General features: G+C 57.0%; 17 protein-coding genes. 15 read left to right on the top strand and 2 right to left on the bottom strand.

Translation table 11 applies throughout. The features are described from left to right. Positions 1 to 570: 570 nt before the first annotated feature. The 14 genes from PG731_RS08505 to PG731_RS08440 all read left to right on the top strand — a co-directional run bounded on the left by PG731_RS08505 (position 571) and on the right by PG731_RS08440 (position 19,447). Positions 571 to 2,091 carry a sugar ABC transporter ATP-binding protein gene (locus PG731_RS08505; RefSeq protein ID WP_101628745.1) on the top strand — a complete coding sequence of 507 codons (1,521 nt, stop codon included), beginning with the start codon at positions 571 to 573 and terminating at the stop codon, positions 2,089 to 2,091. After that, complete coding sequence (locus PG731_RS08500) at positions 2,088 to 3,089, top strand: ABC transporter permease (RefSeq protein WP_270773370.1); 1,002 nt, start codon at positions 2,088 to 2,090, stop codon at positions 3,087 to 3,089. Before PG731_RS08505 ends, PG731_RS08500 begins: the two co-directional genes overlap by 4 nt. A 94-nt stretch (positions 3,090 to 3,183) precedes the next feature. Then, the gene (locus tag PG731_RS08495; RefSeq protein ID WP_270773369.1) at positions 3,184 to 4,230 is read left to right on the top strand and encodes an ABC transporter substrate-binding protein; all 1,047 of its coding nucleotides are present in this window, start codon (positions 3,184 to 3,186) and stop codon (positions 4,228 to 4,230) included. 121 nt (positions 4,231 to 4,351) lie between these two features. Further along, positions 4,352 to 6,112, top strand: coding sequence for an L-fucose isomerase (locus tag PG731_RS08490; RefSeq protein ID WP_270773368.1), 1,761 nt, complete (start codon positions 4,352 to 4,354; stop codon positions 6,110 to 6,112). A 203-nt stretch (positions 6,113 to 6,315) separates the two neighbouring features. Continuing rightward, positions 6,316 to 7,725: a rhamnulokinase gene (locus tag PG731_RS08485; protein WP_270773367.1), complete on the top strand. Its 1,410-nt coding sequence runs from the start codon at positions 6,316 to 6,318 to the stop codon at positions 7,723 to 7,725. After that, on the top strand, positions 7,700 to 8,695 hold the full coding sequence (locus PG731_RS08480; RefSeq protein ID WP_270773366.1) for a LacI family DNA-binding transcriptional regulator: 996 nt from the start codon (positions 7,700 to 7,702) through the stop codon (positions 8,693 to 8,695). Before PG731_RS08485 ends, PG731_RS08480 begins: the two co-directional genes overlap by 26 nt. Before the next feature lie 15 nt (positions 8,696 to 8,710). Continuing rightward, positions 8,711 to 9,142: an RbsD/FucU family protein gene (locus tag PG731_RS08475; RefSeq protein WP_006680219.1), complete on the top strand. Its 432-nt coding sequence runs from the start codon at positions 8,711 to 8,713 to the stop codon at positions 9,140 to 9,142. 246 nt (positions 9,143 to 9,388) lie between these two features. Then, positions 9,389 to 10,135 (top strand): DeoR/GlpR family DNA-binding transcription regulator, encoded by a 747-nt coding sequence (locus PG731_RS08470; protein ID WP_101628746.1) that lies wholly within the window; start codon positions 9,389 to 9,391, stop codon positions 10,133 to 10,135. A 10-nt stretch (positions 10,136 to 10,145) separates the two neighbouring features. After that, positions 10,146 to 11,498 carry a dihydrolipoamide acetyltransferase family protein gene (locus PG731_RS08465; protein WP_270773363.1) on the top strand — a complete coding sequence of 451 codons (1,353 nt, stop codon included), beginning with the start codon at positions 10,146 to 10,148 and terminating at the stop codon, positions 11,496 to 11,498. 19 nt (positions 11,499 to 11,517) lie between these two features. Further along, positions 11,518 to 12,885, top strand: a complete 1,368-nt coding sequence (gene lpdA / locus PG731_RS08460) for a dihydrolipoyl dehydrogenase (protein WP_270773362.1) — start codon at positions 11,518 to 11,520, stop codon at positions 12,883 to 12,885. Between the two features lie 32 nt (positions 12,886 to 12,917). Continuing rightward, positions 12,918 to 15,368 carry an alpha-ketoacid dehydrogenase subunit alpha/beta gene (locus PG731_RS08455; protein ID WP_270773361.1) on the top strand — a complete coding sequence of 817 codons (2,451 nt, stop codon included), beginning with the start codon at positions 12,918 to 12,920 and terminating at the stop codon, positions 15,366 to 15,368. Positions 15,369 to 15,465: 97 nt separating this feature from the next. Next, complete coding sequence (locus PG731_RS08450; RefSeq protein ID WP_270773360.1) at positions 15,466 to 16,767, top strand: PHP domain-containing protein; 1,302 nt, start codon at positions 15,466 to 15,468, stop codon at positions 16,765 to 16,767. Positions 16,768 to 16,788: 21 nt separating this feature from the next. After that, the gene (locus PG731_RS08445; RefSeq protein ID WP_270773359.1) at positions 16,789 to 17,808 is read left to right on the top strand and encodes an SDR family NAD(P)-dependent oxidoreductase; all 1,020 of its coding nucleotides are present in this window, start codon (positions 16,789 to 16,791) and stop codon (positions 17,806 to 17,808) included. 34 nt (positions 17,809 to 17,842) lie between these two features. Further along, positions 17,843 to 19,447, top strand: a complete 1,605-nt coding sequence (locus PG731_RS08440) for an alcohol dehydrogenase catalytic domain-containing protein (RefSeq protein WP_270773358.1) — start codon at positions 17,843 to 17,845, stop codon at positions 19,445 to 19,447. 510 nt (positions 19,448 to 19,957) lie between these two features. Here the strand turns inward: PG731_RS08440 and PG731_RS08435 are convergent. After that, positions 19,958 to 21,397 carry an alanine/glycine:cation symporter family protein gene (locus tag PG731_RS08435; protein WP_270773357.1) on the bottom strand — a complete coding sequence of 480 codons (1,440 nt, stop codon included), beginning with the start codon at positions 21,395 to 21,397 and terminating at the stop codon, positions 19,958 to 19,960. Between the two features lie 178 nt (positions 21,398 to 21,575). Beyond that, entirely contained in the window at positions 21,576 to 21,683 is a 108-nt protein-coding gene (locus PG731_RS09260; protein WP_368388833.1) for a metal-sensing transcriptional repressor, read from the bottom strand. Between the two features lie 90 nt (positions 21,684 to 21,773). Here PG731_RS09260 and PG731_RS08430 point away from each other — a divergent pair. After that, on the top strand, positions 21,774 to 21,997 hold a 224-nt coding region (locus PG731_RS08430; RefSeq protein WP_270773356.1), incomplete at its 3' end, for an FAD-dependent oxidoreductase.

Genomic DNA, 21,997 nt, shown 5'->3' with positions numbered 1-21,997 from the left:
AAACAACTGGGACTAACCCTCCACCAACTCTTTTTGTCCTTTAACCCGGTTTGGTTAGCTTTTTGGGCCTGTTTTCTAAGAGGTGTTGACTTCGGGTATTAGCCCAGCTTTTTTGTGGGGCTAATGCCCGAATTGTGTGCCCATACCTCGTTCCTTCGGGCAATGCGGGGGAGTCGCTATTTGAAGTGCCCGGCCTCCTCGTTTACTAGCGGAGGGGGGGACGCAACTAGCTCCCTTGCGTTCTTGTGTAGTGAATCGTCCCAACTCGAATCTGCTGTTTGTTGACAGATTTTCGTAGGTCAGAGATGCAAATATGCCCAACTGAAATGGTCGTTAGGTCAGTGCGCGAAAGCCCTCGGGGTGCTTTTGTTGATATTTCGCGAGTCCCTTTCGTTAGCGGTAACGATTTAGTAACAGAGCGTCATTTCTGATTTCAAAGGCGCTCTAAGATGTCGTAGGCTTATCACACGCCAATGAGGGCGATTCCTGGAGCTTGTTTCGGTAGCGCTAACGAGTTTCAGGTAACAAACTCCGGCCACGCAGTAGTGATCGGTACCCAAGGGGTGAGAAGTGACAAAGTTACTTGAGTTAAAGGGGATCTCAAAGACATTCCCTGGCGTCAAGGCATTGTCCAACGTGGACCTTGACCTGAACGCTGGCGAGATCTTGGGTCTCTGCGGTGAGAACGGCGCCGGTAAGTCGACGCTGATGAAGGTTCTCACTGGTATCCATAAGGCAGATCCGGGCGGTGAGATTTGGCTACAGGGTCAGAAGGTTGATGTCAAGAACGCCAACCATGCTCGTGATCTGGGTTTGAGCATCATTCACCAAGAGCTCAACATTATTCCAGACCTCACGGTTGCGCAGAACCTCTACATCGGTCGCGCTGGCTCCCACAAAGGCTCGGTCATCAACGACCGCAAGCTCAACAAGGATGCCAAGGAACTGTTCGAGCGCCTGAACATGGACTTGAACCCGGCGGACACCTGCCGTGACCTCACGGTTGCCCGTTTGCAGATGCTTGAAATTGCCCGTGCACTTTCCTACGAGTCAACGAAGATCCTGGTCATGGACGAGCCCACAGCTCCTTTGACCACGACTGAGACCGAATCCCTGTTCGACCTCGTTCGTAACTTCATTACTCCGGAAACCGGCCTGATCTTCATCACGCACCGTATGCCTGAGCTCAAGGAGCTCACTGACCGCATCTCGGTCCTGCGCGATGGCGAGTACGTCGGCACCGTCGATACCAAGACCACCGAACTCTCCGAGGTTATTCGCCTCATGGTTGGTCGCGAGGTTCCGGCTGATGCTCGCCCCACCACTAAGCCTCTGTCTGACGAAGCGGTTCTGAAGGTTGAGCACCTGTCCACGAAGAAGGCCGTTCACGACGTGTCCTTCGAGGTTAAGAAGGGTGAAATCTTCGGCTTCGCAGGTCTCGTTGGCGCAGGTCGTACCGAAGTTGCTCGCGCTCTCTCCGGTGCCGACCCCCACACTTCCGGCGATGTCTACATCAACGGTAAGAAGGTCTCGATCCGCAACGCAGCTGACGGCGTCAAGGTTGGCATCGGCTACCTCTCCGAAGACCGTAAGCAGTTCGGTCTTCTCCTCGACAAGACCATCGCAGACAACACTGCAATGGCTACGATGAGCGAATTCACCAGTGCCGGCGTCATCAACTCCAAGAAGATCGACGCAGTAGCTCAGGAATACGTCGCGAAGCTCCGTACTCGTACCCCTTCGATTCACGCTGAAGTTCGTTCCCTCTCTGGTGGTAACCAGCAGAAGGTCGTTATTGCCAAGTGGCTTGTTCGCGACTCCGACGTGCTGATCTTCGACGAACCGACCCGAGGCATCGACGTTGGCGCGAAGGATGAAATCTACACACTTCTGGAGGCTCTTGCCAAGCAGGGCAAGGCGATCATCGTGATCTCCTCCGAACTGCCTGAGGTTCTGCGCCTGGCAAACCGCATCGCAGTTATGGCCCACGGCCGCATCATTGGCACACTCGACAACGAGGTCGCCACCCAGGAAAACATCATGGAACTGGCCACCGTTGGTCAGGAAGAAGCGAATGGAGCAGTCGCGTGAGCACCGCAGCTACTAAGGCGGAAAAGTCCACCAGCCCGGTGGCCGCCTTCTTCAAGTCGAACATGCAGCTAGTCATGGTGATCATCGCACTGGTCATCATCTACGCATACTTCATGTTCGCAGCCCCGAACTTTGCGCAGCCGAAGATCTTTACCGATATTCTTCTGCAGGCCGCCTACACCGGCGTCATGGCTCTCGGCGCAACGTTCGTTATCGCAACATCCGGCATCGACCTCTCGGTCGGTACGGGCATGACCCTCGTCGCCGTTATGGCCGGTGTCTTCCTGTCGGCTGACTGGATGAACCTGCCCCTGGGGGTCGGTCTTATCCTTGTTCTCCTGTTCGGGGCTTTCGTTGGTCTGATCAACGGCCTGAACATCTCGATTCTTGGTCTTCCGCCGTTCATTGCAACACTGGCAATGATGATGGTGGCCCGTGGTCTGGCACTGATCATCTCCGATAAGTCCACGATCTCGATCGCAAACCCTGGCTACATCGCGCTGTCCACCGGTTCGATCATCCCGGGCATCTCGAACGCAGCAATCATCTTCATCCTCTTGACGATTCTTGCAGCGTTCCTGCTGAACAAGACCCTCCTTGGTCGTTACGCGCTGGCCATTGGATCGAACGAAGAAGCAACCCGCCTCTCCGGTGTGAACGTCCGCCTCTGGAAGGTCATCATCTACATCACCGCTGGTGTCTTCATGGCAATCGGCGCAATCCTCTACTCGGCACGTTTCGGCTTCGTCCAGCCCGCTGAAGGCGTCGGCTTCGAACTAAACGTCATCGCAGCAACCGTTATCGGTGGCACGTCACTCTCCGGTGGCCGTGCATCGATCCCAGGTGCATTCGTTGGTGCACTCATCATGGAAACCCTGAAGAAGGGCCTGACGATGATGGGTGTTGCTTCCGAATGGCAGCTGGTTGTTACCGGTATCGTTGTTCTCCTCGCAGTCTTCATTGACAACATCCGCCGCGCTCGCGAGAACGCAGCCTGATAAAACCAATTGAATCCGTGAATCTTACATAGACGTTTGATTCACACCCTCAAGAAGACAAACGTCTTCTTGGCCCCCACGAAAGGAAAAACACATGCGCCCCATCGGCCGTATCGTTGCAGTTGCAGCAGCCGGAAGCATGGCCTTCGGCCTGGCAGCTTGCTCCACCTCGAACACCTCCAAGTCGGGTTCCGACGCGGCGGCATCGGGTTCCGATTCTGCATCAAAGGAAGAGGTCACTGAGCAGTCTAAGGACGTTCCTGCTGGCGATGGCACCAAGACCATCTACCTCGTCTCCAAGGGCTTCCAGCACCGCTTCTGGCAGGCTGTGAAGGAAGGCGCTGAGCAGGCAGGCACCGAGTTCAACTACAAGATCCAATTCGTCGGCCCCGACGATGAGACCAAGGTGACCCAGCAGCTCGACCAGCTCCAGGCAGCACTCGACACCTCCCCGGCAGCTATTGGCCTCGCAGCTCTTGACTCGGGCGCAGCAACCCCGCTACTCACCCAGATCGAGTCCGCAGGCATCCCGCTGGTCGCATTCGACTCCGGTGTTGACTCCGACCTCCCGCTGACCACGGTCTCGACTGACAACAAGGCAGCGGCAGCTGAGGCCGCAAAGCACATGATCGAACTGCTCGATGGTAAGACCGGCTCCGTCGGCGTGATCTGCCACGACGCAACCTCTACCACCGGCAAGCAGCGTTGCGATGGCTTCAAGGAATACTTCAAGGCCAACGCACCTGAGGGCCTGAAGCTCCTTGAAGAGCAGATTGCAGGCGAGGTCGGCAAGGCAGCTGACACCTCCAAGGCCATCATCCAGGCAAACGACGACATCGTCGGCATGTACGGCTCCAACGAAGCAGCAGCTTCCGGCGCCATCCAGGGTGCTAACGAGTCCGGCAAGACCCTGACCGTTGTCGGCTTCGACTCCGGCAAGACCCAGATCGCTGCAATCAAGGACGGCTCGCAGGCCGGCGCCATCACCCAGGCACCGAAGCTCATGGGCTACAAGACCGTCACTGCAGCCATCCAGGCAATCAACGGCATCGCACTCCCGAAGACGATTGACTCCGGCTTCTACTGGTACGACGCATCCAACATCGACTCTGATGAGATCGCTCCGAACCTCTACGAGTGATGTTGATTGAGTTGGGGCGGGCTCATTCACTCGGGCCCGCCCCAACTCACACGTAGGATCCGAGGGGTGTGAATCGCCCCCCACTAAACAATGAAGTTTTGATCAAGGAATTAGGGAACAAATGACTGATCACCCCCGCATCGGTATCCGCCCGGCAATCGATGGTCGCCGTCGCGGTGTCCGCGAAAGCCTCGAAGAGCAGACCATGGGCATGGCTGAGGCCGTTGCCAAGCTCTTCTCCGAAAACCTCCGTTACACCGACGGCACCCCCGTCGAGTGCGTCATTGCTGACACCACCATTGGTCGTGTCCACGAAGCAATGGCTTGCGCTGACAAGTTCCGCGTCAACAATGTCGGCCTGACCCTGACCGTTACCCCCTGCTGGTGCTACGGCACTGAAACCACGGACATGGATGCCACCATGCCACACGCAATCTGGGGCTTCAACGGCACCGAGCGCCCCGGCGCTGTCTACCTGGCAGCAGCTCTTGCTGGCCACGCACAGATCGGTATCCCCGCATTCGGCATCTACGGCAAGGATGTCCAGGATGGCGATGACAATTCCATTCCGGAAGACGTTCGTGAGCGTCTTCTGAGCTACGCTACCGCTGGTCTTGCAGTTGCTCAGATGCGTGGCAAGGCATACCTGTCCATGGGCTCGGTTTCCATGGGTATTGCTGGTTCTGTCGTCAACCCTGACTTCTTCGGTGCTTACCTTGGAATGCGCAACGAATACATCGACATGTCCGAGTTCACGCGCCGTATTGAAGAAGGCATCTACGATCCGGAAGAGTACGAGAAGGCTTACACCTGGATCCGCGAGAACTTCAAGCAGGGCAAGGACTGGAACCCCGAAGATTGGCAGTTCCCGGAGAAGCATGAGGACTGGTGGAAGTTCGTCACTAAGATGACCTTGATCGGTCGCGACCTGATGAACGGCAACCCACGTCTTGCAGAGCTCGGCTTTGAAGAAGAAGCTGGTGGCCACGGTGCTATCGCCGCAGGCTTCCAAGGACAGCGCCAGTGGACCGACCACTTCCCGAATGGTGACGTTATGGAAACCATTCTGAACACGAACTTCGACTGGACCGGTCCGCGTCAGCCCAACGTTCTTGCAACCGAGAACGATTCGCTCAACGGTGCTTCGATGCTGTTTGGCTACCTGTTGACCAATACGCCGCAGATCTTCTCCGATGTTCGCACCTACTGGAGCCCCGAGTCCATCGAGCGCGTCACCGGCTGGAAGCCGGAAGGACGCGCGGCACAGGGCTTCCTTGATCTGCGCAACTCCGGTTCCACCACCCTTGACGGTGCTGGCAAGGCAACCCGTGACGGTAAACCCGTCATCAAGCCGTTCTGGGAGGTCACCGAAGAAGACCAGAAGGCAACCCTTGAGGCAACCACCTTCCACCCAGCATCGACAGGTTACTTCCGCGGTGGTGGTTTCTCGACTCACTTCCGCACTGAAGGTGAAATGCCTGTCACCATGATTCGCATTAACCTGGTTGCCGGCAAGCCGGTCATGCAGATCTGCGAAGGCTGGACCGTCGAGCTTCCTGACGAAGTTGCTTACACCATCGAAGAGCGCACGAATATCGAATGGCCGACTACCTGGTTCGTTCCGAACCTCACCGGTGAAAGTGCCTTCAAGACGACCTACGATGTCATGAACAACTGGGGCGCAAACCACGGCGCGATTTCCTACGGTCACAACGGTGCCCTGTTCATCACGCTTGCCTCGATGCTCCGTATCCCGGTCAACATGCACAACGTTCCGGAAGAAAAGATCTTCCGCCCGAAGGCATGGTCGCTGTTTGGCACCGCTGATCTCGAAGGCGCGGACTACCGTGCATGCGAGACCTTCGGTCCGATGTACCGCTGATTGCTTAGTCGCAGTTAGCTGACGAAAGTCAAAGCGGTGGGTGAGCCCATTAGGGCTCACCCACCGCACCGACTCTCAATGTTGAGAACCACCCAAGCGTTCAATGATGACGCTGACCATAAAGCTATAAAACACTCAAACTCGCCACTTCGCATCGACGCGAAGTGAGCATCCCGCCTGCCGTACCAGGAAGGACCCGTTTAATGACCACCGCACTTGCTGTTGACCTCGGTTCCGCTTCGGGTCGAGTTCTAGCTGGAACTATTGTTGATGACCGTCTTGAGATCACTGACGTTCACCGCTTCAAGCATCAGGCAATCCGTGACGAAACAGGTTCGCTGACTTGGGACGTTGACACGATGTGGGAACAGACCGTTATCGGTTTGAAAAAGGCAGTGGAACAATTCCCGGACTCGGTGTCTGTTTCCGTGGATACGTGGGGTGTTGACTTCGTTCCCCTCGATGCAAATAACGAGCGAGTTGGCAAGGTTCGTGCCTACCGCGACGAGCGCACCGAGCGTACACACGAAGAATTCCGCTCGCGCGTTGATGATCGCACATTCTTTGAAATGTCAGGTATTGCCCCGGCAACGATCAACACCGCAAACCAGCTTCTGGCTTTTACGTTGGAAGATCCAGAACTTGCTGCCAAGACCGACTCGATTCTTTTCCTTCCTGACTACTTCGCCTGGAAGCTTTCCGGTGTGAAGGGCTGGTCGCGCACCATCGCCTCTACCTCGGGTCTATGTGAACCGGGTTCACCACGATTCAACGACGCCATGTTCGAACGCCTCGGCTTGGATCGCTCGTGGGTTGGTGAATTGAATGACGACCTCACTGCTGTTGGGCAGTGTACCGTCGAAGGCCTCGAGCAACTGACCGTCGTCCGCGGTGGTGCACACGACTCCGCATGCGCAGTTCACGGTCTACCCATTGATGAAGGCGTCCGCGCGTACTTCCTCTCGTGTGGTTCTTGGTCAGTTCTTGGCGCTCTTGAGGATCACCCGCTGATCTCGGATGCTGCATACGAACTTGGTTTGACGAACGAATCTCGCACTGATGGGGGAGTCCGCCCGCTCTTCAACATCACGGGTATGTGGATTCTTCAGGAAATCCAGCGTCAGTGGGAGCGTGAAGGAACTTCGACTGATACGGATGAGCTTGTCGCGCAGGCCCGTGAATGTGCGCCGTGCACCGTGTTCTTCAACCCGGATGACCCGCGTTTTGCTGAGCCTGGTGAGATGCAACAGAAGATTGATGTTGCCCTCGATGAACAGTGTGCTCCGCATCCGACCTCGATGCCCGAATACGTTCGCCTGATTATTGAATCCTTCGCTCGTCGTTATGCGCGCGCGATTGATGAGCTGACTCAGATTTCAGGAGAGCGACCCGATCAGCTGAACCTTGTGGGTGGTGGCGCCCGCAACCACCTGCTGTGCGATCTCACGGCAGAAGCGGCGCAGGTTCGTGTTGTTGCTGGCCCGATTGAAGCTTCAACTCTTGGTTCGCTTCTTGCTCAACTCGAAGTTCTTGGACACCTTGATCCCGCGGATCGCCCCGCGATGATTGCGGCAACGGCAAAGACCCATGTCCACACGCCGTCCAACAGGTAAGAAGGTTTCGCTCGCAGACGTTGCGCGTTTAGCAGGCGTCTCATCGAACACCGTTTCACGCGTTGTTCGCGGTGATCCTGAGGTTGCGGATGCGACGCGTGCGCGTATTTCCTTGATCCTTACTGAAGTTGGGTATCGACCGAATTACGCGGCGCGCGCGCTTGCGTCGAATCGGACGGGTGTTCTGCACGTTTTGCTGGCTGCCCCGATGTTTCACGGGCATGCGAGGGTTTTGCTTTCGGTTTTGAATGCAGGTTCTGAAGCCGGCTATCACGTGTCGCTTTCAAACGCATATTTGCCAAATGGTGAACTGCATAATGACGTGGCGCCATTCGATGTTGATGGGGTTGTGATCCTTGCTGGACAGGACCCGAGCGTTGACCTTGCCATTCAGATTGGCAAGCGGGTTCCGACGGTTTTGGTGCTGACTAGCGAACACGATTTGGATGGAATTTCGACAGCGTCCATTAATAATGTTCGAGGCGCAAAGCTGGCGACCGAGCATCTGCTGAAGCAGGGGATTACCGACATCGTTCATGTTGCGGGTCCGTCGGGTTGGTCTGATGCTTCCATGCGCTTGCAGGGCTTTAAACTCTCGTGCGAAGAACACGGAGTCGAAGGCAAAGTGATCGAGTCACATTCGTGGAACTCGCAAGATGGATATGACGCTATACGTTCGCTGGCAGAGCTTCCCCAGGGAATTCAAACGGCGAATGATCAGCTGGCGCTTGGTGCCATGCGATTGATTCACGAACGGGGAGCGAAGATTCCGACAGACGTTAAGGTCGTTGGATTCGATGATATTGATGGCGCTGATTGCTATGCCCCTCCGCTGACGACGGTTCGTCAGCCTTTTGACCGCCTTGGTCGTGCTGCTGTTCGCATCGTGTGTTCGATGATGCACGGCGGTAAGAGCGAGGATGTGACGATTGATCCTGAGCTGATCATCCGATCCAGCTCGATTGAATAGAAAGGACAGATCTTCATGATCTATGGAGCAATGACGCACCCGCAGTTCCTGCGTGCACTGGCCGCGGCTGGCCACGGTTCGAAGATTCTGCTTGCTGATGCGAACTACCCGCACACCACCGGTGTGTCTGAGCGTTGCGAGCTTATCTCGCTGAACTTCGCTCCTGGCATGCTGGACGTTCTTCAGATTCTGGAAGTTCTGAAGCAGGTCTGCCCGATCGAGAAGGCAGAGATCATGGTTCCGGCTCCTGATCAGCCAGCCGTTGAGATCCCGATCCATGATGAGTTCAAGGCCCAGTTGCCCGATACCGAGTTCGGTGAGCTGTCGCGTTTCGACTTCTACGATGCAGCGCGTAGCGAAGATGTGGGCATCATTGTGGCGACTGGCGAACAACGCCTGTACGGCAATCTTTTGCTGACTGTAGGCGTTCGTCAGCCCGGAGAATGAGTCTTTCGTAGGACTTTCATACGAAACTGCACTGTTGTTCAAGCGCGTTGAATGTTTGAGCGACAGTGCAGTTCGTTATTTGGCGATTTGTCAGCGAAAATTGCGTATATTTTCGTGAGATTTTCAGTGAATTGTCGCTATTATTTCCTGTGATGCAGGTCTTGTCGATTTTCGTTTTAGTTGCTAGACTGTAAAAACCGAAACGAAAGTGACAATCTAATCGATGCTCACGAAGAGGTGATGGGTGTGGGTCGCGCACAACGGACCAGTTACATCCTTGATCGCCTTGCCGCTGAAGGCGAGGTGAGTGTTAATGTCCTGGCTGAAGAACTCGACGTTTCACCTGTCACGATTAGAACCACTTTGAAGGACCTCGAAGATGAGGGCCATCTTGTTCGCACCCACGGTGGTGCTCGTCCGACTGCCTACCGCAATATTCGACTGCGTCAGTCTGACCGAATCGAAGACAAAGAGCGCATTGCCCGCGCGGCCGCCGAAATGGTGCGCGACGATGATCGCATCATGATCGAAGCTGGCACGACTTGCGCTCTTGTCGTCAAGCACCTGACCGGACGCCGTGGCGTTCAGGTCGTTACTAATTCTCTTCTTGTTTTCCAGAATGCTCGTCCGAACCCGCATATCCGGGTCACGCTGACCGGCGGTAGCTTCCATGCTGAAACTGAATCTTTGGTCGGCCCTGTTACAGAGCGTTCCATTAATGACTTCAACGCGCGCCTGGTATTTCTTGGCACTGACGGATTCAGTGTCGAACGAGGCCTGACAACCCAGCTCGCTGAAGGTGGGCATGTTGGCAGCCTCATGCGAGGGCGCACGGAGGAAACCTGGTTGCTTTCAGACTCTTCGAAGTTTGGGCGAGCAGGCTTTGTTAGCTTCATGGGAATTGAGGACGTCACCGGCATCATTACCGATGGCGACCTTCCTGAAGAATCCATCAAGGAATTGACCGAGCGTACGCAGCTACGCATCGTCTAGGAGGAAACACATGGCCACCATCGTGGTGATGCCCCAGCTGGGCAACTCTGTGGAGTCGTGCATTATCGTCGAATGGCAGGTTTCGGTTGGCGATACCGTCGCTGTCGACCAGACTCTCTGCTCGATTGAGACCGACAAATCCACAATGGAGGTGCCGAGCACTGACGCCGGTACCGTCCTGAAGATCCTGTGGGAAGAGGGCGACGAGGTTCCGGTTAAGGATCCGCTCATCATCGTCGGCGAGCCCGGCGAAGATATTTCCGCTCTTGTTCCCGCTGACGATTCGGCAGACGAGGCCGACGCTGCTGAAGCAGCGCCGGAAAGCGCTCCGGCTAAAGAAGCAGCTCCCGCGCCGTCCTTTGCTACGACTGCTGCGACCGGTGCAGTTTCCCCGCGCGCTCGCGTCCTTGCCGGTTCTAAGGGTATCGACACCGCTACGATTGCTGAGGGCTCCGGTCCTCACGGTCGCGTGATTGAACGCGATGTTCAGGCCGCTATTGCAGCAGGCCCCGCATATACTTCAGCAGCGCAGGCACAAGGAGGTGCGGCTACTGGCGAAGGCACCGGTATTGGTGGTCGCGTGACGACTGCTGATCTGGCAAACCCGACTGCTCCGGCTCCCGTCGTAGCGACTGCAGTTGCAATTCCTGCTGCAGAGTTCCCGGGTGCTTCCACCTCCGAGAAGCTCAAGGGTGTCCGTAAGGTTGTTGCTTCGCGCATGATGGCATCCCTGCAGGAGTCGGCACAGCTGACCCTCAACACGACGGCCAACGCAGCCGGCATCCTTGCGATGCGCAAGAAGGTCAAGAACTCGGACGAAGCTCTGGGCCTCAACAAGATCACCCTGAACGACCTCGTCTGCTTCGCAGTGTCCCGCACGCTCCCGAAGTACCCGGTTTTCAACGCTCACCTCGAAGATGGCACCCTGACCAAGTTCGAGCAGGTTCACCTCGGCTTCGCAGCCGATACTCCGCGCGGTCTTTTGGTTCCCGTGATCCGCTCCGCTCAGGCCCTGTCACTCAAGCAGTTCTCTGCTCAGGCAAAGAGCCTCGCAGCTGACGCCATCGCCGGAACGATCAGCCCCGACCTTCTTGGTGGTGGCACTTTCACGGTGTCCAACATCGGTTCCTTCGGCATCGAAACCTTCACCCCGGTCATTAACCGCCCGCAGACCGCAATCCTCGGCGTTGGCACCATCACGCCGCGTCCGGTTGTCAAGGCTGACGGCGAGATCGGTGTTGAGCAACGTATCAACCTGTCGCTCACGATCGACCACCAGGTCATTGATGGCGCCGACGGCGCACGCTTCCTGAAGGACCTCGTTGCCGCTATCGAAAACATCGACGTCACTGTCCTGGCCTGAGTAATTAGGAGTACACATAATGACTGAAACTCACTACGACGTAATTGTTCTCGGCGCAGGCCCTGGTGGCTACCTTGCTGCCGAGCGTCTGGGGCACGCCGGCAAAAAGGTTCTTCTCATTGAAGAGCAGTACCTTGGTGGCACCTGCCTTAACGTTGGTTGCATCCCGACCAAGACCCTCCTTGCTGGTGCAAAGAACTACCTGCACGCCAAGGAAGCTGGCCAGTTCGGTGTTGACGCAACCAGCGTGACCCTCGACTGGGGTCGCCTGCAGGACTGGAAGGAAAAGGTCGTTAAGGGCCTCGTTTCCGGTGTCGCAGCAACCGAAAAGCGAGCAGGCGTCACCGTTGTGTCCGCACGCGGTCACTTCGACGGTCCCGGCAAGGTCACCGCTGACGGTGTCACCTACACTTCCGAGCACGTCATCATCGCAACCGGTTCGGTTCCCGCTGTTCCGCCGTTGCCGGGTGTCAAGGACAACCCGCACTTGGTCGATTCGACCGGTATCCTCTCTCTGCCTGAGGTCCCCAAGCGTCTCGCCGTTATCGGTGGTGGCGTTATCGGCGTCGAGTTTGCTTCGCTGTACTCGACCCTCGGCTCGGAGGTCACGATTATCGAAATGACCCCGGAAATCCTGCCGTTCATGGATGATGACATGGCTGCCAAGATGCGTGCAGCGATGAAGGACATCACCTTCGAACTCGGTTGCCGCGTTGAGTCCCTCGACGGCGCAACGGTCCACTACTCGAAGGGTGACGAAAAGAAGGTCCTCGAAGCTGACGTCGTGCTCATGGCTGTTGGTCGTCGCTCGGCAACCGCAGGTTGGGGCGCCGAAGAAGCAGGCCTTGAAATCAACCGTGGCATCGTCGTCGACGACTGCATGCGCACCAACCTGCCGAACGTGTGGGCAATTGGTGACGTCACCGGCCGTTCGCTCCTGGCACACGCCGCATACCGCATGGCAGAAATTGCTTCCGCGAACATCATCAACCCCGATGCGTGCAAGGTTGGCGAGGTTATGCGCTGGAACACCGTTCCGTGGGCAGTCTTCTCCATTCCCGAGGCTGCAGGCGTTGGCCTCACCGAATCTGCTGCAAAGCGCGAAGGCCGCGACGTTCTGGTCGCAAAGGTCCCCGCTCAGATGTCCGGTCGCTTCATCGCCGAGAACGGCTTCAAGGCTCCCGGCGAAGCCAAGATCCTCGTTGACCCGAAGACCCACCAGATCCTTGGCATCCACGTGCTCGGCGCATACGCAGCAGAAATGATCTGGGGCGCACAGGCCGTCCTCGAAATGGAACTGACCGTCGAAGACCTCCGTCAGGTTGTCTTCCCCCACCCGACTGTCTCCGAAGTTATTCGCGAGGCTGCTTGGGCCGTCAAGCTCTGAACCTCCAAAGACGAAGAAAGAAGTAAGACACAATGACGAAGTCTCTGATCATCGACCCGTCGCAGGTCCGCGCGGCAGGTCATATCCAGTTCCCGGACATCCCGGTGAACCAGTACAAGTTCGATCTCGATACCGAACTTGATCGTTACGGCAAGGACGGCATGGTGAACATGCTCCACGACATGATCGTGGTCCGTACGTTCGAATCCATGCTTGACTCCATCAAGAAGACCGGCGAGTGGCGGGGCATTGCCTACAACCACAGGGGTCCGGCTCACCTTGGTATCGGCCAGGAATCGGCATACGTCGGCCAGGCATCAGTCCTGAGCCCGAATGATCAGGTTTTCGGTTCGCACCGTTCGCACGGCGAAATTCTTGCCAAGTGCTACTCGGCAATGCGCCAGATTGAAAACGGTGAGCTTGAAAACATCATGAAGACCTTCCTTGACGGCGAGACTCTCTCGTTCGCAGAGAAGATCGACTACAAGGACACGAAGGACCTCACCGAGAACTTCATCCTCTTCGGTGCCCTCGCGGAAATCTTCGCCCGCAAGGCCGGCTTCAACCGCGGCCTCGGTGGCTCGATGCACACCTTCTTCCTGCCGTTCGGCTCTTACCCGAACAACGCAATCGTTGGTGGCTCTGCTCCGGTCGCAAACGGCGCAGCACTGTTTAAGCGCATCAACCGCAAGCCCGGCATCGTTGTCTCCAACGTCGGCGACGCAGCCCTTGCATGCGGTCCGGTCTGGGAAGCAATGAACTTCGCTTCCATGGATCAGTTCCGCACGCTGTGGCGTGAAGAGGACGGTGGCAACCCGCCGATTCTGTTCAACTTCTTCAACAACTTCTACGGCATGGGTGGTCAGACCTTCGGTGAGACCATGGGCTACGACATCCTCGCCCGTGTCGGTGCAGCCCTTAACCCCGAGGCTATGCACGCAGAGCGCGTCGACGGCATTAACCCGCTGGCTGTTGCCGACGCCGTCTCCCGCAAGAAGAAGATCCTCGAAGAGGGACGTGGCCCGGTCCTCATGGATACAATCACGTACCGATTCTCCGGTCACTCCCCGTCGGACGCATCCTCGTACCGCACCAAGGACGAGGTCGAGCTCTGGGAGAACGTCGACTGCATCACAACCTACTCGGATTTGTTGATCTCCAACGGTCTGACCACGCAGTCCGATATTGAGGACTACACCGCTGGCCTCACCGAGAAGCTCGTCAAGGTCCTCAAGCTTGCCATCGACGAAGACAACTGCCCGCGCGTTGCCGACGGCTACATCGACACGGTTATGTTCTCGAACACGCCGACCGAGAAGATGGAGGAGGGCGAAGCGGAGATTGATCTCGAGGACAACCCGCGCGTTGCCGCGATCTCGCGCAAGATCCGCACCGCCAAGGACGAGAACGGCAAGCCCGTTTCCAAGATGAAGATGTACCAGTTCCGTGATGGTCTCTTCGAAGCTATGCTCCATCGTTTCAAGGAAGATCCGACGATGGCCGCATGGGGCGAAGAAAACCGTGACTGGGGTGGCGCATTCGCTGTCTACCGTGGCCTGACCGAAGCGCTTCCGTACCGTCGTCTGTTCAACTCGCCGATCGCTGAAGCATCAATCGTCGGCGCAGGCGTTGGCTACGCAATGGCCGGTGGCCGTGCAGTTGTCGAACTCATGTACTGTGACTTCCTCGGCCGTTCCGGTGACGAGGTCTTCAACCAGATGGCAAAGTGGCAGTCCATGTCCGCTGGCCTGCTGAAGATGCCTCTCGTCCTGCGTGTTTCCGTTGGTAACAAGTACGGTGCACAGCACTCGCAGGATTGGTCGGCACTGACCGCCCACATCCCGGGTCTCAAGGTCTACTTCCCGACCACGCCGACCGATGCAAAGGGCATGCTCAACCTTGCTCTTCGTGGCACCGACCCGGTTGTCTTCTTCGAATCCCAGCTCCTGTACGACAAGGGCGAAGAATTTGAGCCCGGTGGTGTTCCGGAAGGCTACTACGAGACCCCCGAAGGTGAACCGGCAATCCGTCGCGAAGGCACCGACATCACGATCGCCGGGTACGGCGCAACGATGTACCGTGCACTTGAGGCTGCTGACGTCCTTCAGGAGAAGTACGGCATGAGCGCTGAGGTTATCGACCTCCGCTTCGTCGCACCGCTCAACTACGACAAGCTCATCGAATCCGTGAAGAAGACAGGTCGCCTGCTTCTCACCTCCGATGCTGTCGAGCGTGGCAACTTCCTCAACACCGTTGCAGCGAACGTCCAGACTCTCGCATTTGACGCTCTCGACGCGCCGATCGCGGTTGTCGGCTCGCGCAATGGCATCACCCCCGGCCCCGAGTTGGAGTCCTACTTCTTCCCGCAGGTCGAGTGGATCATCGACGCAATCCACGAGCGCATTGTTCCGCTCCCGGGCCACGTGCCCTCGTCGAACCAGACTGAAGGCGAGATTGCTCGTCGCAACCGTCTCGGTCTCTGATGATTGACCTGGTGGGCCGGGCTTCGGCTCGGCCCACCGGTGCCATCAGGCATTTAACGCTTTAAATTTCTTTTCTACATTTCGATACGAGGATCCGATGGACGCCACCAATGACGTTAGCCTGAGCCAGGAGGACCGCCTCGCCGCTCTTGCCGCAGTTCTGAACGATGAAGAGTTCCCCGCGTGGGTTCCTGAATCGAACAACCACATTCATACGTGCTACTCCTTCAGCCCCTACACGCCGACCGCTGCAGCATTGAATGCTCGTCGCGCAGGCCTGCGTGTTGTTGGCTCCGTCGATCATGACTCGATTGCAGCTGCGCCCGAAATGACCGGCGCATGTCGTCTGCTGGGAATGGGCTCAGTCACCGGCTTTGAAATCCGCGCTTTCTTTGATCCCGACGGTCCGTTTGCTACTCGTAAGCTGAACAATCCGGACTCCGAAGGCATTGCCTACATGACGGTTCAGGGTGTTCCGGCTCCTGCTCGCGAAAAGGTTGCCGAGTGGTTGGCACCCAAGCGCGCTGCTCGTCTCGAGCGCACCCTGAAGATGGCCGAGGCCGCGAACAAGATCCTCGTTGATCTTGGCCTGGAGCCTTTCGATCCTCTCACTGACATGGTCGGCATCTCTCAGTACGCCAACGGTGGCGGTATCACAGAGCGTCACCTGCTCGCTGCGATGGCCTCGGCTCTCATCAAGGGATTCGGTCGCGGTCAGAGCCTCGTCGATGGTCTGAAGAGCATGGGTGTCAACATTCCGCCAGCTCTCGAAGGCGCACTCGGCGACGCTGAGAATCCGCACCTCGTCTACGATCTTCTGGGTGTCCTGAAGTCGGAATACTTGAGTCGCATCTACATTCAGCCCACTGACGAGTTGCCGACTGCGAAGGAAGTTGTTCAGTTCGCAGATTCTATCGGCGCCATTGCCACCTACGCCTACCTCGGTGATGTTTCCGCTTCGCCGACCGGCGACAAGAAGGCTGAAAAGTTCGAAGACGAATTCCTTGACGAGCTCTTCGAAGCTCTCGAAGAAAAGGGCCTGCGCGCTGTTACCTATATGCCTCCGCGTAACACTCCGGAACAGCTCAAGCGAATCCACGAACTCGCACTCAAGCACGGCATGCTCGAGATCTCCGGCGTCGATATTAACCAGCCACGTCAGCTCTTCAACTGCCCCGAACTGCGTCGCCCCGAGTTCGAAGATCTCAACGAGGCCACGTGGGCACTTGTCGCGCACGAGGCCCTGACCAGCTTCGATCCGAAGTACAACATCCTGGGTAGCGAGCGACTCACTCCTGAGCACCTCGCCGTCCGTATTGCTTCCTACGCTCCGCTTGGACGCGCCATTGCTGACGGCGCAGATCCGGCTGAAGTCGCAGCGAATATTCCTACCGTCTGAAAACTATCCGAAGGATTAAACATGACTCACGCACCGTTGCTTCGAGGCCTGTTTCTGAGCGCGCTTGCTCGCCCGGTCATCATTCGCCCAACCGATAAGGCTGCAACCCTGACCCTCGATGCCAACCTTGAAACAATTGACGCTTCAACCCTTTCCGGCACCGAACTTCCCGTCGTCGTCACCGTTGGCGAAGAAACCTACGAGGTCACCGCGACTCCGCGCAACGACCGTGAAATCTCCGGTCGTGTCGCGCTGGTTACCGGTGGTGCACAGGGCTTCGGCGCCGAGATCGCCAAAGGCCTCGTCGACCAGGGTTGCTTCGTCTACATCGCTGACCTGAATGGCGAAGGTGCTGCTGCCAAGTGCAAGGAACTCGGCGAAGACACCACTTACCCGATTACCGTCAACGTTGCAGATGAAGAATCTGTGACCGCGATGACCGAGGAAATCGAAAAGGTCACCGGTGGTATCGACCTGATCGTCTCTAACGCAGGCATCGTTCGCGCGGGATCCGTCCTTGAACAAGACGCATCTGCTTTCCGCCTGTCGACCGACATCAACTACGTCGCATTCTTCTTGGTTACTAAGCACCTCGGTGGTCTGCTTGCTCGTCAGCATGCAACATCCGGTGCATGGCTGACCGACATCATTCAGATCAACTCCAAGTCTGGTCTAGTGGGCTCGAACAAGAACGCCGCATACGCAGGCTCCAAGTTCGGTGGCATCGGCCTAGTTCAGTCCTTCGCCCTCGAGATGGTCGAGCATGGTGTCAAGGTCAACGCAATCTGCCCCGGTAACTTCTACGACGGCCCGCTCTGGTCTGACCCCGACCGTGGCCTGTTCGTTCAGTACCTGAACTCGGGCAAGGTCCCCGGCGCGAAGACTGTCACGGACGTCAAGGAGTTCTACGAAGCAAAGGTTCCGATGCGTCGTGGTGCCCAAGGCATCGACGTTCTGCGCGCGATCTTCTACATCGTCGAGCAGGCATACGAAACCGGCCAGGCCGTCCCGGTTACGGGTGGCCAAGTCATGATGAACTGAGCGCAAGCTTGATCCGGAAAACAAGGAGAATCCAATGACTGAGTACCCCGAATCGCAGTATGCGATCCAGATCGTTGGCGCCGAAGAATTCGTCGTCAACAAGGAGAAGGGCATCGACAAGGTCGGCCCTCACCAGATGATGCTCAAGGTTGAGGCATGTGGCATCTGCTTCTCTGACACGAAGCTGTTGCACCAGTTCGACAACCACCCGCGTAAGTCCGAAGTCATCGCGGGAATCACCCCCGAAGCACTTGCCGAGATCCCGAACTACCGTCCCGGCTCCCAGCCGACGGTTCCGGGTCACGAGCCCGTTGTCCGCGTCGTCGAGGTAGGTGAGAAGGTCACCCACTTCAAGGTTGGCGATCGTCTGCTGGTCCAGGCTGACTGGAAGCACCTGCGTACTGCGAAGTCCAATGGCGCATTCGGCTACAACTTCGAAGGGGCCCTTCAGGAATACACGGTCGTCGATGAGCGTTGCGTCGTCTCCCCCGAAGGTGAAGAGTTTCTGATCCACGTGACCGAGGGGCCGTCGGCAGCAGCCGTTGGCCTGATCGAGCCGTGGGCAACCGTTGAAGGCTCCTACGCGTGGGCAGAGCGCAACCACGTTGCAGATGGTGGTCGTCTGCTGGTCGTCGGCGAAGGCTCCGTCGAAGAGCTGACAGCTGACCACAAGCCTGCAGAGATCGTTACCGTTGACGTTGCCGGTATCAATGGTCTTGAAGGACAGACCTTTGATGACATCGTCTTCTTCGGAGCAGACGCGGACGGCATTGAAAAGGCATCCCTGCTGCTCGGTACCCGTTCGGTCATGTGTGTTGTCCTCGGCGGAGAAACCATCTCCCGCAAGGTCAGCCTTGACATTGGTCGTGTTCACTACGACTTCATCCGCTTCTGTGGCACCACCGGCACGGATCCGCGCGAAGGCTACGCATGGATCCCCGCTAACGGTGACCTACGTCCGAACGATAAATGCGCGTTCATCGGTGCCGCCGGCCCGATGGGTGTTATGCACACGATGCGTGCGGTCACCTCCGGTGTTGAGGGTATTTCCGTTGTCGGCACCGACCTTTCTGACGAGCGCCTGGCAGGTCTGAAGAAGACCGTTGGCCCGACCGCCGAAAAGAACGGTGTTCCGCTGGACATCATTAATACCTCCACCACTCCGCTTGAGTACGGCTACACCTACATCACCTGCCTGGTGCCGGTGCCGGCGCTGGTTTCTCAGGCTGTCGATATGTGTGCAGATGGTGCGATCCTCAATGCATTCGCTGGTATTCCAGCGGGCACCTTTGGTGACTTCGATCTGCAGGGCATCATCGAGCGCAAGATCTTCATGCTGGGCACGTCGGGCTCTGATGTTTCCGACATGCGTACCGTTCTGCGCAAGATCGAAGCCGGCATCATTGATACGTCGATCTCCCTGTACGCAGTGACCGGTATGGCAGGCTTCGGCGACGCCATCAACGCGGTGATCAACCGCACGTCGGGGGGGAAGATCATGGTCTTCCCGACCCTGCATGACCTTGGTTTGACGCCGCTGACGGAACTTGGTGACAAGTACCCTGAGGTTGCTGCCAAGCTGGTGGATGGTCTGTGGACGAAGGAAGCTGAAGAAGTTCTTCTCGAAGTAGCCAAGTGATGTTTCTGGGTGGTTTTTGAAGGTGAAAGCTACCTAGCAACTCAGCGGTAAGCCTCATCGTGGTGCAAGCCTTTGTTCCTTTCGTGCTTGTGCCAGTTGGTGAATAATTGCCGAGGCCTGGGCCGGATCTGCAATGCAGGTCCGGCCCAGGTGCGTTTGTCCCTGATTGAGCTTGGTCAAGAGCCTTGGGCTGTGACTGGGTTATACGCGTTTGTGAGCCTTGCGCGTGAGCGCTGATGGCTGATGTACGAGGTCCGGCGTGGCAGGTTTTGTCGTCTGAGGTGTTGTTTTACGAGCTGGGAGTCTTATTTCGTCGCCTCGTATGCCTGAGTTGGTCAAAGCAGACAGGTGGGATGATTCGCGAAACGGAAAGCACGTACCTGACTGATGAATGTCGATACGGTTGCCCTCTCGAAATAAATCTGAAAAAGGTAAAAGTGTGGCCCTCGCTCATTTCTGAACGAGGGCCACACTCACGGATGTGAGGTCAGAACTAGCTGACCGTGATTATCACTTCCAGTAGTCGAGTTCTTCGGTGATACCGATGGAAGTCGCCTTGAATTCGGGGTTCTTTCCAGCCTTGCGCTGCGCCTGGTAGTCGTTCGCAGCCTTGATGGCCTTGTTGCCCAAGATGATGATGACCGGCAGGTTGATCAGAGCCATCAGACCCATCAGCAGGTCGCCAAGGTTCCATGCAACTGAGAAGTCCAGAAGGGCACCCGAGAACACAAGAATCACTGCGATGCCACGGAAAATCTGCAGACCCCAGATTGGAACGCGTCCACCAGCGAGGAAGCGCAGGTTGACCTCGGCGTAGTAGAAGTTGCCGATGATCGTCGTGAATGCGAAGAGCAACAACGCGATGGTCGTGAACGGCAGAGCGACGCCTCCGAGAACGGTCTGCATCGAAGCTGTAACCAGCGGAGCGCCCTTCAGCTCGTCGCCACCCTGGACGCCAGAGGAGAGGATCAGGAACGCGGTCAGAGTACAAATGATCATCGTGTCGATGAAGACGGAAAGCATCTGGACCAAGCCCTGCTTCACGGGGTGTGAGACAGATGCGGAGGCAGCCGCGTTCGGAGCAGAGCCGACACCGGCTTCGTTCGAGTAAAGACCACGCTTAATGCCGAGCATCATTGCTGAGCCGGCGAAACCGCCGAAGATTGCCTCAAAATCGAAGGCGCCTTTGAAGATTGCGGCGAGCATTGCGGGGATGTTCTGGTAGTTGAAGATGATGACGATCGCAGCAACGGTCAGGTAAATGAGGGCCATGATCGGAACCAAGACGCCGGTGACCGAAGTCAGGCGCCGTGTGCCCCCAAAGATTGAGAGTGCCATCGCGATGGCAAGGATTGCGCCGATGATGTACGGGGTCGAGTCTTTGTGGTACCAGGAGTACGAGGTGAATGCGTCAGCGACGTTGAACGAGGCCAGCAGGTTGAAGCCACCCATGTAGGTGAGGATCAATGCGGTTGCGAAGATTACTGCAAGCCAACGCTGCTTGAGCGCGATCTGGATGTAGTACGCGGGGCCGCCGATGGAGTGATCGTCAGCTGAGTGGCCACGCTTCTTGTAGATCTGGGCAAGTGTGGATTCGATGAATGCTGACGCGGCGCCGAGTGTTGCGATGACCCACATCCAGAAGACGGAGCCTGCGCCACCAAGAGCGACTGCGGTACCGACGCCGGCGATGTTGCCGACACCCACGCGCGATGCGGTGGAGACCATCAGTGCGCGGAAGGACGAAAGCTGGCCTTCCTTCTCTGGGGGCTCGGTGACCACACGGATTGATTCGCGGAACATGCGCACGGGCAAGCCCTTGGTGCGAATGAAGAAGTAGAGGCCGGCGCCGATAAGCAGTGCGATCAGGATGTATGAGTACAGCCAGGTGTTGAGAACGTCGAGGACTGCGTTAATCGAGTCGGCAATCGACGAAGAAGCAGGAAGCATGCTCGTTACCTTGTTGGAAGATGGGACGCTACATGGCGTAGCGATTGACAAGGTGATTGTACGGGAAAGGCAAAGGATTAGTCACGTTCGAACTAATATTTGGAAAATCTAGGAAAGGAAAAGGAAAAGCTTCTCCAGTTCAGCAATGCTTGCCTCCGGGTTATTCGTCGTCGGATACTCATTCGCGCATGGCGGCCGAAATGGCGCTGAATCCTGCGCGCTGGATGGCTGAATTCGTTGCGGCTAGCTGAGTGACAACGGCTTTGCAGTCTTGACCACCCTCCACTGCTCGGATGGAAAACGTTGGTGTGACTGGTTTTGAAACCGAGGGATGAAGTCACTCGAGTTCAAACAAAGACGGGCGAGACAAACAAAGATGAGTGAGGCCATCGAAGCTGAACTTGTTCTTGTTGCGCTCGGTGCTAGGGCGCGTATTGAGCTTGCCGAATCGGCAGGAATTGAAGTCGAAAACGGTGCCATTGTCGTCGATGGCTGTGGGGGTACCAGCAATCCGCGTATCTGGGCTGTCGGTGACGCTGTTATCTCAACGTCAGGGTTAAAGGACAAAAAGAGTTGGTGGAGGGTTAGTCCCAGTTGTTT

Origin of the sequence: Pauljensenia sp. OF14-1SRA (genome assembly GCF_027694595.1) — a bacterium.
Lineage (GTDB): Bacteria > Actinomycetota > Actinomycetes > Actinomycetales > Actinomycetaceae > Pauljensenia > Pauljensenia turicensis_B.
The sequence above is the reverse complement of the archived record's forward strand: the minus strand, read 5'-3'. Positions and strand labels throughout refer to the sequence as shown.

Bases quoted from the DNA above. Each gene is read 5' to 3' on its own strand.
- PG731_RS08485 (WP_270773367.1), top strand. From the start codon at position 6,316: ATGACCACCGCACTTGCTGTTGACCTCGGTTCCGCTTCGGGTCGAGTT.
- PG731_RS08495 (WP_270773369.1), top strand. From the start codon at position 3,184: ATGCGCCCCATCGGCCGTATCGTTGCAGTTGCAGCAGCCGGAAGCATG.
- PG731_RS08455 (WP_270773361.1), top strand. From the start codon at position 12,918: ATGACGAAGTCTCTGATCATCGACCCGTCGCAGGTCCGCGCGGCAGGT.
- PG731_RS08435 (WP_270773357.1), bottom strand. From the start codon at position 21,397: ATGCTTCCTGCTTCTTCGTCGATTGCCGACTCGATTAACGCAGTCCTC.
- PG731_RS08480 (WP_270773366.1), top strand. From the start codon at position 7,700: ATGTCCACACGCCGTCCAACAGGTAAGAAGGTTTCGCTCGCAGACGTT.
- lpdA (WP_270773362.1), top strand. From the start codon at position 11,518: ATGACTGAAACTCACTACGACGTAATTGTTCTCGGCGCAGGCCCTGGT.
- PG731_RS08490 (WP_270773368.1), top strand. From the start codon at position 4,352: ATGACTGATCACCCCCGCATCGGTATCCGCCCGGCAATCGATGGTCGC.
- PG731_RS08440 (WP_270773358.1), top strand. From the start codon at position 17,843: ATGACTGAGTACCCCGAATCGCAGTATGCGATCCAGATCGTTGGCGCC.
- PG731_RS08465 (WP_270773363.1), top strand. From the start codon at position 10,146: ATGGCCACCATCGTGGTGATGCCCCAGCTGGGCAACTCTGTGGAGTCG.
- PG731_RS08475 (WP_006680219.1), top strand. From the start codon at position 8,711: ATGATCTATGGAGCAATGACGCACCCGCAGTTCCTGCGTGCACTGGCC.
- PG731_RS08450 (WP_270773360.1), top strand. From the start codon at position 15,466: ATGGACGCCACCAATGACGTTAGCCTGAGCCAGGAGGACCGCCTCGCC.
- PG731_RS08445 (WP_270773359.1), top strand. From the start codon at position 16,789: ATGACTCACGCACCGTTGCTTCGAGGCCTGTTTCTGAGCGCGCTTGCT.